The organism is Sorangium sp. So ce124, assembly GCF_051525235.1.
GTDB lineage: Bacteria > Myxococcota_A > Polyangia > Polyangiales > Polyangiaceae > Sorangium > Sorangium atrum.
The window spans coordinates 10,822,318-10,837,174 of the sequence record NZ_CP150312.1; the positions used below are offsets into that span (position 1 = coordinate 10,822,318).

At 72.5% G+C, this 14,857-nt stretch carries 3 protein-coding genes; all 3 read right to left on the reverse strand.

Annotated elements, in window-relative coordinates; translation table 11 throughout:
- Nucleotides 1-32: 32 nt before the first annotated feature.
- Nucleotides 33-860 (reverse strand): FkbM family methyltransferase, encoded by an 828-nt coding sequence (locus WMF19_RS40710; RefSeq protein WP_437895304.1) that lies wholly within the window; start codon nucleotides 858-860, stop codon nucleotides 33-35.
- 65 nt (nucleotides 861-925) lie between these two features.
- Nucleotides 926-9,388, reverse strand: a complete 8,463-nt coding sequence (locus WMF19_RS40715; RefSeq protein WP_437895305.1) for an amino acid adenylation domain-containing protein — start codon at nucleotides 9,386-9,388, stop codon at nucleotides 926-928.
- A gap of 38 nt (nucleotides 9,389-9,426) precedes the next feature.
- On the reverse strand, nucleotides 9,427-14,856 hold the full coding sequence (locus WMF19_RS40720; RefSeq protein WP_437895306.1) for an SDR family NAD(P)-dependent oxidoreductase: 5,430 nt from the start codon (nucleotides 14,854-14,856) through the stop codon (nucleotides 9,427-9,429).
- Nucleotide 14,857 lies beyond the last annotated feature (1 nt).

Below are 14,857 nucleotides of genomic sequence, written 5' to 3' on the forward strand. Positions count from 1 at the left end.
CGAGCGCCCCGCGGACGGCGCTCCCCCGCATTCTACCGGTACCCCGCCATGGTGATGATCACGTCCTCTGGGCAGATCTGGTCAGTCTCCACCTCGAACCCGTGATCACACAGCATCCGCCGGACACGCTCACCTCTCCCGCCGAAGTCGTGCAGCTCGAGGACGACGGCCCGGATCCTCCCCCAGTCGTCGGGGCGGATGCCCTCCAGCACGTCGATCTCGGCCTTCTCGGCGTCGATCTTGAGCAAATCGATCTGCCCGATCTGCTCCCGCTCAATGAGCTCGGACAGCGTCTCGAGCGCGCACTCCACGCGCCTCATTCCACGCCTCATCCACCAGGCATGACAGTCGATGAGCACCGAGTTCACCGCGCGCGGGAGGTGCCTCATGTAGGCCGGCAGATCCGCGTGGTGCTTCTCCCGGATCCGCTCGTCGTAGATGGCCGCGAGCGTGGCCTGTTTGTCGTCGCTCGCCATCATGTCGTACATGCTGGAGATGGCGCCCTGGCGTGGCGCGTAGTGAAACGTCGCCGTGCCCGCGGCCCGACCCAGGCCCGCGCGGTGCAGGCGCACGCGCTCCGATCCGGATGATCTCAGGTTCATCCGGAGGAGCTCGAACGTCTCGGGGATCGGCTCGAAGCAGTGGATCCGCGCCCGTCCGCCGGTGCGCTCCAGCACCTCGAGCGCGAAGAGTCCGATGTTCGCGCCGACGTCGATCACGGTCACCTCTCCGCTGGCCAGGAGGCTCTGCACGTGAGGCCTGAAGTAGCCCTGCACCTGGAGATGCAGCGTCCTCGCCATGTCGGGGACGCGATCGTGAACGACCCTCTGGTCTGGCAACTCGATTGCGAACGTCTTCATAGGGGCTCATCCAAACGTTGTGTGTTCATCCCTCGCGCCGCCGCGCGCACGGGCGCGGACTCCGCTCACCCGCACGCGCGCGCGATCGCCCGCAGATCGTCGATGACGCAGCCGGCGACCCGCTGCGCGGTCGCCGGCGCATGCACGTTCGCGCTGTAGCGCCACCGGAACGTCAGGGCCCCTCCTCGGACGAGGACGTGGCACTCGAACAGGTTGAACCGCAGGTTCGTCGCCGCCTCGTCGTACCCCGTGGACTCGGTCGCCACGCGGAGGATCGAGCCCTGCGCAGGCGGCTCGACGCGCCCCTGGTAGTTGAACAGGATCCCCGGTCGATTCCGGAGCCGCCCGAGCTCCGCGCTGAGCGGGGCGTCGCCGCCCAGGTACTTGAGGAGGTTGTAGCCGTGGCCCCCGTTCGGGATGCGATCGATCTGCCGGCTCGTCTCGAGCAGCGCCGCGAGCGGCTCTTCCTGGCTCGATCGCCGGAGCACGAGCACCCGCTCGGCGCTCAGCCAGCCCACCGTGCGCGACGCGTCGAGCTCCGGGCGATGGGGCATCAGATCACGCCCCGAGTTGAGGACCATGATGTCCTGCCAATCGCGGCCCGTCCAGGCGGTCACGCCGCGGAGGACCGCCGCGATGAGGGCGTGCTCCGTGCTCACCCCGAAGCGTGCCGGCAAGTCCCGCAAGATGACCTGAGACTCCTGCTCCGAGAGCGACGCCCAGTGATCGCGGACCGACTCCACCGTATAGAGATGACGCGTCGCCGGGTGGTCCGCCGGGAGGAGATCGATCTCGTCCCAGGGCAGCGAGAGCCAGTAGGCGCGCTCGTTCGGCAGGATCTCGTCGCTCACCCACCGCTCGAGCGCGCGTGTCCAGCGGCCGGCCGAGGCGCCCGTGGGCGGCAGGCGGGGCGTGGCCGTCGTCGCGAGCTGATCGTAGATGGATTGCAGATCGAGCGCGGCGATCATCATCGACATCCAGTCGACGACGAGGTGGTGCGCGTTGAGCCACAACCGGCCTCGCCCCTGCTCGTCCCACCGGAAAAACACGATCCGGAACAGCCGCCCGCGCTCGAGCTCGACTTCGTCCTGCATGCGGTCGCAATGCCGCTCGAGCTCGGCCCGGCGCCGATCCTCCGGGATCCTGGACAGATCCACGCAGGCGAACGGCGCCTCGGTCCACGGCGCGTCGATCACCTGGCGAAAGCCGCTCGGGGCGCGCTCGAAGCGCGCGCGGAGCGCCTCATGGTGGTTGACGAGGACGAGCGAAGCGCGCGCGAGCCTGTCGAGATCGAGCGGCGCCACGGCCTCCAGCAGCAGGTTCACGTTCCAGCGCGCCGGGCGGGTGCGCCCGCGGGCCTCCTCCAGATACCAGCGCTGGAGGACGGTGAGCGGCCGCTCCCCACTCTCTGGTTCGACGTCCACCGCCGCGCGGTCCGGGGAGGCGCAGGCGGCCGAAAGGCGCGCGATCGTCTGGTGCTGGAAGAGCTGCCTCGGCGTGACATCGAGCCCCGCCTCCCGCGCCCGCTCGACCAGCGCAATGCCAAGGAGCGAATCCCCTCCGAGCGCGAAGAAATTGTCGTCGACGCCCACCCGATCCAGCTTGAGGACGCCGGCCCAGAGCGCGGCCATGCGGCGCTCTGCCTCCGACGACGGCGCCCGGTAAGCCGGGCTGGCCCCCTGGGGGTGGCGGCGAGCGAGCTCGAGGAGCGCGCTCCGATCGACCTTGCCGTTGGCCGTCAGCGGCATGCGCTCCAGCGCGACCCACGCGCTGGGCACCATGTACTGCGGCAGCCTCGCGGCGACGACCTTCTCCAGGGCGCGAGGCTCGAGCGCGGCGCCCCGCTCCGCCACATAGCAGGCGACGAGGCGCCTGGCCCCGCTCGGGGTCGACTCCACGCACACAACCGCTTGCTCGACCTCGGGATGCTGCGCCAGCGCGGCCTCGATCTCCCCGAGCTCAATGCGGTTTCCCTGGATCTTCACCTGGAAGTCTTCCCGCCCGATGAACTCGATGTTCCCGTCCGGAAGGAATCGCCCGAGATCGCCGGTCCAGTAGAGCCGCTCGCCCGTCTCCGGGTGCTCGAGGAAGCGCTCCGCGGTCTGCGCAGGATCCCGGTAGTAGCCGCGGGCGAGGCAGATCCCACCGACGTACATGCGGCCGACGACCCAGTCGGGACAACTCTGCATGCGCTCGTCGAGCACGTGGACTCGCTGGTTTGGGAGGGGCCTTCCGTAAGGGATGCTCCTCCAGGTCGAGTCCACCTCTCCGATGGGATAGAAGATCGACCAGATCGACGTCTCCGTCGGCCCCCCCGCGCCGATGACCCGCGCCCCGGGGCAAGCGCGGCGGATCCGATCGGGCAGGGGCACGGGGATCCAGTCGCCGCTCAGGATGACCCAGCGCAGCGAGGGGCACGCCAGAGGAGCGCCGCCGACGTGCTCGACGAACATCTGCATCAGCGCAGGCACCGAGTTCCAGACCGTGACCCGGTGGCTCTCGATGAGGTGCCGCCAGTGCGCCGGATCCCGCGCTGCCTCGGGCGAGGGGATGACCAGGGCGCCTCCCGCGCCGAGCAGGCCGAACACGTCGTACACCGAGAGATCGAAGTGAACGGCGGAGAGCGCGAGGGCGCGATCCGATGGGGAGACCTGGAAGCGCTCGTTGATCTCGAGGATCGTGTTCAGCGGACCGCGGTGGTCGAGCGCCACGCCCTTGGGCTTCCCCGTCGAGCCCGACGTGAACAGCACATAGGCGAGATCGTCCGGCCCCTGGACCGCCGCGACCGGGCTGTCGTCCTCCGACGCGGACGCGCTGTCGTCGTCGACCGCGATCAGGCGCAGGGTCCCGGGCCAGGCCAGCGAGGAGGTCAGACGCTCCTGCGTGAGGACGATCTCCACCTGCCCCTGATCCAGGACCGCGCGGATGCGCTCGATGGGCCACTCCGGATCGACGGGCAGGTACGCTGCCCCCGATTTGAGGGCCGCCAGGATCGCCACGATCTGCGCCCATCCCTTCGCCGCGGCCACCGCGACGAGCGCGTTCGGCCGGGCTCCGAGCGCGCGCAGGCGCCGGGCGAGCGCGCTGCTCTTCCGATCGAGCTCCCCGTAGGTGAGCGTCCTCTCGGGGCTGATGACCGCCGGCGCAGCGGGGTTCAGCGCCGCTTGCCGCATGAACCCGCTGTGCAGGAGATCGCTCGAGACCTCACGGGTGGTGCTGTTGACGCCGGCGCGGACGGCGCGTTGCCGCCCCGGGAGCTCGACCGTCGCCGCCCTGGTCCAGGGCGCGCCGTCCCGGGAGAGGCGGCTCAGGAGCGCCTCGTACGCGTCCAGGAGATCCGCCGCGAGGCCTTCAGGGAACAGATCGTCGGCGGAGCCGAAGTGCAGCACGAAGCCCCCGTCGTCCTGCTGGATCTCGTGCTCGATGCAGGGAGCCTGCGTGCCTTGTCCTCCTCCCTCGGTTCGGAAGGGCGCACAGACGCGCAGCCGGGCGGCCGTCGCGCCGGGGTGCCGCTCGGCTTCGTCCGGCGCTGGTGCCCCGGGTGCGGCGCGCGCGATGGCCTCGTCGAAGGCCCGGGCGAGGTCGACGAACGGCGCCTCGCCGCCGCGGCTCACCTCGATGTGCCCGCTCCCCGCGCCGATGGAGACGGACACCATTCCGCTCGGCGGCTCGCCCGGCGCGCCGACAACGACGGCCAGCGGCGACGTGCTCCACGCGGCGACCGTCTGCGCGAAGGCGGCAGCGACGGCGGCGCCCGGGGCCACGCCGAGGAGCGCCGCGCGCGCCTCGAGCCCGCGGATGAGCCCGGCGTCGACGCGCCGGGCGCGGCGGACGAGCCGAGGAGGCTCCCCCGCGAGGTCGCTCCGCACGAACGGGAGCGCAGGCGCCGAGAGCCCCCGGCGCGCGGCCGCTGCCGCCGCGGGTCCGAGCGCCTCGCGGCGGAGGAGCGCCGAGACCCTCTTGTCGGGCTCACGCGCCGCCTCGGTGAGGAGGCGCTGGAGGAGCTCGGCGTGGCGCGCGATCGTCGCCTCGCCGAACAGCGCCGTGTCGTACTCGATATGACCGCTCAGGGTCGCTTCATCGCGCTGCATCGACAGGGTGATGTCGTACTGAGATGTGCCGGGATCCAGGTCGATCGGCGTCACCCGCGCCCGGCCCAGCGAGACCGGCGCTGGCACCTTGGGCTGGAAGGCGAACATCACCTGGAACAGCGGAGTCCGGCCGAGATCTCGCTCCGGTCGAACGGCGTTGACGAGCCGCTCGAAGGGGATGTCCGCGTGCGCGAACACGCGCACCGCGGTGCCGCGCACCCGGGCGAGGAGCGCGCCGAAGGGCGGGTCGTCCCCGAGATCGCCGCGGAATACAAGAGTGTTTACGAAGCACCCGATGACGCCCTCGAGCTCGCGGTGATCGCGCCCAGCGATCGGCGTCCCGACGAGGAGGTCCGCCTGCCCGCTGAGCCGGTGGAGCAGCGCGAGGAACCCGGCCATCAGGACCATGAACGGCGTCACGCCGCGCTCGCGGCCGAGGTCCTCGACGGCCTCGGTCAGCGCCCGCGAAAAGCGGAAGTGGTGCCGCGCCCCCTGATACCGCTTCTCCGCGGGGCGAGGGTGATCCGTCGGGAGATCGAGCGTCTGGCTGGCCCCCGCGAGCTCGGCCTTCCAGAAGGCGATCTCCTCGCCGCGCGCCGCCTCGTCCCAGCGCTGCCGCTCGTGGACCGCGTGGTCGCCGTGCTGGACCGGGAGCGGCTCCCAGCGCGGGCGCTCGCCTGCCGAGATCGCTTCATAAGCGGCGGCGAGCTCGCGCACGAAGATCTCGTGCGACCAGCCGTCCGTCACGATGTGGTGCATCGCGAACGCGAACAGGTACCGCTCGTCGTCGAGCCGCGCGAGCTCGGCCCGCACCAGGGGGCCTCGGGCGAGGTCGAACGGGTGTCCGGCCATCCGCCGCAGCCGCGCGAGCGCCGCCGCCTCGCGCGCGTCCCGGGCGAGCGCGCGATGATCGATCTCCTCGAAGTCGAGCTGCGCCGATGGCTGGACGATCTGGACGGGAGCCCCGTCCACGACGCGGAACACGGTGCGGAGGGCCTCGTGCCGCTCGATGACGGCGTGGATCGCGCGCTCCAGGGAGCGCACGCACAGGGGCCCCGCGATCTCGGCCGCGCCGCCGACGTTGTAGGCCCCTGTTCCGGGCGCCAGCCGATCCAGGAACCAGAGCCGCGTCTGCGCGTACGACAGCGGGATCACCCCGCCCGGGTCGCGGCGGCGCAGCGCCGGACGCGTCGACGGACGCGCGATCTGCTCGATCCGCCGAGCCAGATCGGCGAGCGCCGGCGTGTCGAACAGCCACCGGAGCGGCACCTCGGCGCCCGCGCGCTCGCGGATGCGGGAGACGGCGCGCATCGCGAGCAGCGAATGGCCCCCGAGCTCGAAGAAATGGTCGGTCCTGCCCGGCGCGCGCCCGAGGAGCTCTTCCCACACGGCGGCCACGAGCCTCTCCATCTCGGTCGCCGGCTCCTGCCGATCGCGCGCCGGCGCGCGCTCCAGCGCGTCCAGGCCCGGGAGCGCCTTGCGGTCGATCTTGCCGTTCGGCGTCTGCGGCATCCGGGGCAGCTCGACGAAGCGCGCCGGGAGCATGGCTTCGGGCAAGAACGCGCGCGCGTGCGCCCGGAGGGCCTCGGGGCTCACCGGCCCCGCCGCGGGCACGTAATAGGCCACGAGCACCGCCTCGCCCACCGCGTCCCGGTGCGCCGCGCAGACGCACTCCTCGACGCCGGGGTGGCGCGCCACGGTCGCCTCGATCTCGCCGAGCTCGACGCGGAAGCCGCGGATCTTCACCTGATGATCGATCCGGCCGAGGAACTCGATCCGCCCGTCGTGCGTGATCCGCGCCAGGTCGCCGGTGCGGTACATCCGCGCGCCCGGCGCCGGCGAGAACGGGTCTTCCACGAACCGCTCCCGGGTCAGGTCAGGCCGGCCGTGATACCCGCGGGCGAGGCCCGCTCCGCCGATGTACAGCTCCCCGGCCACGCCGATCGGGAGCCGCTCGCGCCGCTCGTCCAGGAGGTAGATGCGCGTGTTGGCGATCGGGGATCCCAGGGTGATCCTGTCCGGATCGTCGACGCGCGCCGCGGCGGACCACACGGTCGTCTCCGTCGGGCCATACAGGTTCCAGAGGCAGCCCGCGCGCGCGCCGATCTCCCGGGCGAGGTCCGGCGGCAGCGCCTCCCCGCCTGCCAGCGCGCGGAGGCGCGGGCTGCCCGTCCACCCCGCCGCGAGCAGGAGGCGCCACGTGCTCGGCGTCGCCTGCATGACCGTCGCCCCCGAGCGCTCGAGCGCGCGCAGGAGCGCGGCGCCGTCCCGCGCCTCGGCGGCGGACACGAGGACCGTCCTTCCGCCGACGCTCAGCGGCAGAAACAGCTCCAGGACGGAGATATCGAACGACGCCGTGGTCACCGACAGCAGCACGTCGCCGGCGTCGAGGCCGGGCCTTTCCCGCATCGCCTCAAGGAAGTTCACGACGCTGCGGTGCTCGACCTGCACGCCTTTCGGGTGCCCGGTCGAGCCCGACGTGTAGATGACGTACGCGAGGTTCCGGCTGCAGGGCGGCGCCGCGAGCGGCTCCTCGGCCAGGCCGGAATCCTCGGTGAGATCCTCGAAGAACGCCGTCCTCTGCGGCTCGCCGGCGAGCGGGAGCCGCAGCGCGCGCTGCGTGAGCAGGACGGCGGCCCCGACGTCGCGCAGGATATAGGCGATGCGCTCGCCCGGCAGCGCGGGATCCAGGGGCACGTAGGCGCCGCCCGATCTCAGGATCGCGAGCAGCCCGATGACGAGATCGATCGATCGCTCCATGCAGATCGCGACCGGGACGTCCGGGCCGACGCCCATCGCGCGCAGCCGGCGCGCGAGGCGGGACGAGGCGCGGTCGAGCTCTCCGTACGTGATCTCGTCCTCACCGAACGCGAGCGCGACGCGCCCCGGATGGCGCCGCGCCTGCCGCTCGAAGAGCTCGTGGACGCAGAGCTCCTCGGGAAAAGGTCGCTCCGTCCGGTTCCATTGATCGAGGTGCAGCGCGTCGGCCTCGTGCACGACCGGCAGGTGGAGCACGCGCGTGTCGGGGCGCGCCGCCGCCGCGCGCAGGAGCGCCTCGTAGCTCCTGAGCATCCGCTCCGCCGTATCGCTGCGGAACAGGTCGGTGTCGTACTCCAGATCGAGCCGGAGGCCCTGCGGGCGATCCCAGGCCTCGACGGTCCAGTCGAACTTCGATGTCGTCACCGGCACCTCGACCGGCTCGACCGTGAGCCCCGTGAAGGCCGGCAGATCGGCCGCCGCGGTCTGCAGGATGAACAGGGTCTGGAACAGCGCCGCGTGGGACGTGCTCCGCTCGGGTTGCAGCGCCTCCACGAGCAGCTCGAACGGCAGATCGTCGTGCGCGAAGGCGTCGAGCACGTCGCGCTTCGTGCGGCGGAGCAGCTCGACGAAGCTGGGGTTGTCCGAGAGGTCGGCGCGGAGCGCGAGGTTGTTGACGAACATCCCGGCGAGCGGCTCGATCTCTCGCCGCGTCCGCCCGGCGACGGGCGACCCGACGACGACGTCGAGCTTCTGCGTGACGCGACAGAGGAGGATCTGGTACGCGGCGAGGAGCGCCATGAAGAGGGTGACGCCCTCCCGCTGGCACAGCGCCTTCACCGCCGCGCCGAGCCGGGGTGACAGCGTGAGCGACGCCTTCGCCCCCCGGTGCGCCTGCGAGGCCGGGCGCGGGCGGTCCAGCGGAAGATCGAGGAGCGCCGGCGCGCCGCGCAGCCGCTCCTTCCAGTACGCGAGCGCCCGTTGAAGGCGCTCCTGGCTCCACTGGCTCCGCTGCCAGACGGCGTGATCGCCGTACCGGACGGGCAGCTCGGCCAGCCGCGGGGCGCGCCCCGCGACGAGCTCATTGTAGAGCGCGCCGAGGTCCCGGAGCAGCACGCCCCAGCTCCAGTGATCGCTGGCGATGTGGTGAGTCGCCATGAGCAGGACGTGCTCCTCTGCGGCCAGGCGAAAGAGGGCTGTCCGGAGGAGGTCGCCTCGCTCCAGGACGAAGGGCGCCTGGGCGATCTCTGCGCACCGGAGGGCGAGCTCGCGCTCGCGCGCCGCCGGATCCACCGTGGAGAGGTCCGTGACCGCCACGGCGACGCCGGACGGCGGCAGCACCTCCTGGTAAGCCTCCTCGGCGTCCTCGCCGAAGCGCGTCCGCAAGATCTCGTGCCGCTCCACGAGGAGCGAGATGGCCCGCTCGAGCGCGGCCACGTCGAGCGAGCCCCGGAGCCGCGCGGCCCCCTGGAGGTTGTAGGCAGGGCTGTCGGGCTCATATCGGTACAGGAACCAGAGCCGCTGCTGCGCGAACGACAGGGGGAACCTCGACCGCGTCCCGGTCCGCTGCGGCCCCGCCGCCGCGCCGTCGCCGGACGGACGTTGTCCCTTCAGCTTCGCGACGAGCGCCTTGAGCTCCTGGGACGACAGGCCTTTGATCCGCTGCTCTAGCTCGCTCACCTCGACGCTCCTCTCCCAGGTTCCAGCGCGTTCACGGCTCAGGACGGCTCGCCGGGCGCGGCCGCGTCTGTCATCGACTCGAGCACCGCGAGGCGCTCGGCGAGAGCGCTCGTGATCTTCTCGGCGAGCCGGGCGACTGTCGCCCCCTCGAACATGTCCTGCTTCGGCAGCTCGACGTCGAACGCGTCGTTGATCCGCGAGAGGATCTGGATCGCCAGGAGCGAGTGGCCGCCGAGGCTGAAGAACTCGTCGTGGATGCCGATCGGCCGCCGGCCGAGCAGCTCCTCCCACTGCGCGCACACAACGCGCTCTATCTCGTCGCGAGGCCGCTCGTCGTCGCCGAGGGGCCGCCGCGGGCTCGCGGAGGGCTCCAGCCGGGCGCGGCGCTGCTGCTCGGCGAGGGCCGGGAAGTCGCGCGGCGAGACCACGATCTGCTCGGGCCCGGCGAGCGCGAGGATCTGCTCGAGCGCCTCCATCCCGTCCTCCGGGTCGATGCCGCGCGACGCCCTCCGCGACGGCGCGGCGAGGGCGGCGCCGCCGTGGACGCGCTGGAGGACGAAGCGGGTCACATCGGCGATGACCCGCCCCTGCTCGTCGAGCAGGGTCACGTCCGCGGAGAGCACACGGCCAGGCTCGGTCTCCTCCCGGCGCAGGCGAACATGGCTGAACAGCCTCGATGGAGTGGGCGCCAGGCAGACCACGCGGCCGTACCCCGCGGGGAGGTAGATCCCTCGAGGGTCGAGCACGGCGGTCGCCGAGGTGGCCACGTCGAGCAGCGCCGGGTGCAGGCCGTACACGGACAGGTCCTCCGCGAACTCCGGGTGAAGACGGAGCTCGGCGAGCGCCTCGTCCTCCCCGACATGGAGCGATTCGATGCAGTCCCAGCGAGGTCCCCACCGGAGCAAGCCGCTCGCGTTGACGGCCTCGAAGAGCTGCCGCGCGGCCGCCGGGCGGCAGCGCCGCCGGATCGACGCGACAGGCGCGCGCTCGCGCGCCTCGTCGAGCGCGGGCGTCCAGGTGCCCGACGCGAGCCGCTCCCTGGCCCCGGCGGGGCCTGGGGCGAAGATCGAGAATTCGGTCCGCGTTCCGCTCCGCTCGCTCTCCAGATAAACGTCCTGCGGCGCTCCGTCCTCCACGCGGCAGGGCGCGTGGAAGCGGACCTCGTGCAGCTCGACGGCGCTCATCCCCGCGAGCGTGGCCGCGGCCCGCGCCATCTCGATCAGGGTCGTGCCGGAGACCAGCCCGGCGCGCTGCGCCCGGTGCTCCGCGACAGGCCAGTCGCGCGCCAGGCTGAACCGCTTGTGGAACACCCGCGGCCCGGGCGCCGCGCCGTCCACCCGGTCGATCAGCGGGTGGTGCCCCCGGAGGCTCGACCCTGGCCCAGGCGGCAACGGCCCTGGCCGGGTGAGCCCGGCCCGCGCCGCCATCCCGATCTGCTCCCAGCCGTCCCAGGCGATGGCGAAGCTCGGGTTGCCGGTCGCGCTCTGGTGCGCCCCGGCGAAGGCGTCGAGGTACGCATTCGCGGCGGCGTAGTCGGCCTGTCCGATCGCCCCGAGGTGCGAGAACGTCGATGAGAACAGCACGAGGAAGGGCTGCTCTCGCTCCTGCCCGAGCTGGTCGGCGAGGTTCCGCGTCCCGGTGGTCTTCGGCGACAGCACCCGGCAGATCTCCTCGTTCGTCCGCGCCTCGAGCGGGCCGGCGCCAGGGACCCCGGCGCCGTGGAAGATCCCGTCGATGCGCCCGAAGCGGGCCCTCGCCTCGGCGAAGACGCGCGCCACGTCCTGCGGCTCGGCGACGTCACCGGCGGCGACGACGAGCTCTGCGCCCTCCGCCTCCATCCGCCCGAGCGCCTCGAGGATCTCGGCGGTCGCGGCCAGCGCCCCGTCGCGCTCCCGGTAGCTCGACCACTCCGATCGCGGCGGGAGCGGCGTCCTCCCCATCAGCACGAGCTTCGCCGACCAGGCGCGCGCGAGGTGCTCGGCAAGGCGCAGCCCGATCCCGCCGAAGGCGCCCGTGATCAGGTAGACGCCTCCGCGCCGCAGGCGCGACGCTTCCGTCGCCGGCGATGGAGGGAGGATCGCCTGGAACGCGGGCACCCAGCGCTGCTGCGCGCGCAGCAGCACGAGGTCGTGCTCCGGCTCGCCCGCGAGCTCCCGGAAGAGGGCCCGCGCCCACGACGTGGCGGCCTCCCCGTCGCGCGGCGGGATCACATCGACGGCGCGACAGCGGACGCCGGCCAGCTCGTTGCCCAGGCTGCGGCAAAGGCCGACGAGCGCGGCGTGGTCCGGCGAAGGGATCGTCTCGCCGGCGATCGCGTGGGCTCCCCGGGTCACGATCGCGAGCTCGATCCCCGCCCCAGGCGGCGCGGCGCCGAGGCTCCGCGAGACGGCGCACACGCTGAGCAAGCCCCTCCGCAAGATCGCTCCAGGGCCCTCGCCCGGCCCCCCAAGCGCGCTCCACAGGTGGACGATGCGCCGGGGAGAGAGGCCTTGCCCGTCGAGGGTCGAGAGCAGCGCCCGGAAGTCCTCCTCGCTGTCAGGGCGCAGGACGAACGCGAGGTCGCCCGACGCAGCGAACGCCGGCCCTGGGCGCGCGGTGATCACGCGAGCGCCCGAGCCGCGGACGTGCGCCTCCAGCGCGGCCGCGCCCTCGTCTGCGTCGGTGAGGAGCAGCCACGGCGCCCCGTTCTCGATCCGGGATACCGGGGCGGCCTCGTGGAGACGAGACCAGCGGAGCCGGAACAGCCGCGCTCCCCCTGTGTCCTCCGCGCCCCCTGTGTCCTCCGCGCCCTTGGGGGCCGTCGTCTCCGCCGTGCCCGTGGACGGCTCCGGCAGCCCGTCCTCGACCGCGTGGCGCCTCCGCTCGAAGGGGTAGGTCGGCAACGGGACGCGGCGCGCCCGGGCGTCCGGGAATACCGCCTGCCAGCGCAGGTCGGCGCCGCGCGCCCACAGCTCGCCGGCCGCCTCGAGCAGCACGCGGCGGCCCTTCCCGGCGTCGCCCGGCCCGGGCAGCAGCGGAACGGCCGCGCTCTCCGCGCTCCCCCCGAGCTGCGCGCGCACGAGCGAGCACAGCGTCGAGCCGGGCCCGACCTCCACGAACAGATGCGGTCCCTCGCCCTCGAGCGCCGCCTTGACGCCGTCGCCGAAGCGGACCGCGCGCCGCAGGTGGTCAGCCCAGTACTGGGCGCTCCGCGCCATCGCGCCCGTCATCCACCCGCCGGTGACGTTCGAGAGGAGGGGAATCCGGGGCTCGCGCAGCGTGATCCCCGCCATGGCCCTGCGGAACTCGTCCAGGATCGGCTCGGTCGCGGCGGAGTGGAACGCGTGGGAGGTCTGGAGCCGGCGGCCCTTGATCCCGCGCGCGCCGAGCTGCGCCTCGTACCTCGCGATGGCCGCCTCGGGGCCGGAGACGACGCACAGCTCGGGCCCGTTCACCGCGGCGAGCGACAGACCTGGCGTCAGGCTCTCGAGCGTCGCCCCCTCGGACAGCGGCACCGCGAGCATCGCCCCGCGCGGCAGCGACTGCATCAACCTCGCGCGCACCGCGACCGCCCGGAGCCCGTCCTCGAGCGAGAACACCCCCGCGACGCAGGCCGCCACGAGCTCCCCGACGCTGTGCCCGAGGAGCGCCTCGGCGCGCGCTCCCCACGACTCCTCCAGCAGTCGTGCCGCGGCGTACTCGACGGCGAACAACGCTGGCTGAGCGACCTCCGTCTCCCGGAGCTCCTCGGCCGGGCCGTTGAACAGGAGCGCTCGCAGATCGCGGCCAAGGTGCGGCCGGAGCCTCTCGGCGCACTCGTCCAGGGTCTCCCGGAAGACGGCGTGCTCCTCGTACAGCGACCGGCCCATTCCGGGGTGCTGGCTCCCCTGGCCGGTGAACAGCATCACCACGCCGGCGGCGCCCGTCCGCGCCCCTCGCCCCGGCCTGGGCTCGCGCAGCCGCGCGACGGCGTCGGGCGACGACGACGCGACGACGAAATCGCGGTGCGAGAACCTCCGCCTCCCCTCGAGCAGCGTGAACGCCGCGTCGCGCAAGGAGATCTCCGGGTGTCCCTCGAGGTGCTCCGCGAGGCGCGATCGCATCGCTGCCAGGGCCGCCTCGCTCCGGGCCGACAGCGCCAGGATCTCGCTCTCTCCGGCGGGGGTCGGCTGGTACGCCGGCCCTTCCTGGAGGACCGCGTGCACGTTGGCCCCCCCGATCCCGAACGAGCTCACGCCGGCTCGCCGAGGGCCGTTGTCCCTCGGCCAGGCGCGGAGCTCCGTGTTCACGTAGAAAGGGGAGCCGTCGAAATCGATCTCCGCGTTGGGCCGCCGGTAGTGGAGCGTGGCCGGGATCTGCGCGTGCCGGAGCGCCAGCACGGTCTTGATGAGACCGACGATGCCGGCCGCCGTGTTCGAGTGGCCCACGTTCCCTTTCACCGATCCGAGGGCGCACCGGCGGAGCGGGGCGGCGGCGCGCCGGAAGGCCTGCTCCAGGGCGCGGACCTCGATGGGGTCGCCAAGCGACGTGCCGGTCCCGTGCGCCTCGACGTAGTCGATGGTGTCCGGCCGAATGCCGGCCACCTCGTGCGCCATCACGATCACCGAGGCTTGCCCGTCGACGCTCGGGGCGGTGTACCCGACCTTGGCGGAGCCGTCGTTGTTCGTCGCGGACCCGAGGACGATCGCGTGGATGAAATCGCCCTGCGCGAGCGCGTCCTCGAGCCGCCTCAGCACGACGACCCCGACCGCGTCGCCGAACACGGTCCCCGCGGCGTCGGCGTCGAAAGGACGGCAGTGGCCGTCGGGGGAGCATGGCCCGCCCTTCTCGTAGAAGTACCCGCGCCGCTCCGGGAACATCACCGACGCAGCGCCCGCGATCGCCATGTCGCACTCGACGGCGCGCAGGCTCTGGCATGCTTGATGGACCGCCGCGAGCCCTGTGGAGCAGGCCGTCTGGACGCTGATGCTCGGTCCCTTGAGGTTGAGTTTGTACGCGACGCGCGTCGTCAGGTAGTCCTTGTCGCTCGCGATCAGGAGCTGCATCGCCTCGGAGGACTCGAATTTCTGGAGCAGCGCGCGGTGGTGCGAGAGGAGATACGAGTTCATCTTGGCGCCGGCGAAGACGCCTATCCAGCCGGGGAACCGCTCGGCGTCGTGACCCGCGTCCTCGAGCGCCTCGTACGCGCACTCCAGGAACAGCCGCTGCTGCGGATCGATCCACTGCGCCTCCCGCTCGCTGTATCCGAAGAAGTCGGCGTCGAACCACTCCGGCCTGTCGAGGCAAGGTCGCGCCTTGACGTAGCCCGGATCCCTCACCTGGGCGCGAGGGACCCCGGCGGCGATCAGCTCCTCTTCCGTGAAGCGGGCGATGGACTCCCTGCCATCGCGCAGGTTCCTCCAGAACGCCTCCGGATCGTTCGCCTGCGGGAACCGCCCGCTCAGCCCGACGATCGCGACGGCGTCGCGCAGATCTCCGAGGTCCTGCATC

Bases quoted from the DNA above. Each gene is read 5' to 3' on its own strand.
- WMF19_RS40710 (WP_437895304.1), bottom strand. From the start codon at position 860: ATGAAGACGTTCGCAATCGAGTTGCCAGACCAGAGGGTCGTTCACGAT.
- WMF19_RS40720 (WP_437895306.1), bottom strand. From the start codon at position 14,856: ATGCAGGACCTCGGAGATCTGCGCGACGCCGTCGCGATCGTCGGGCTG.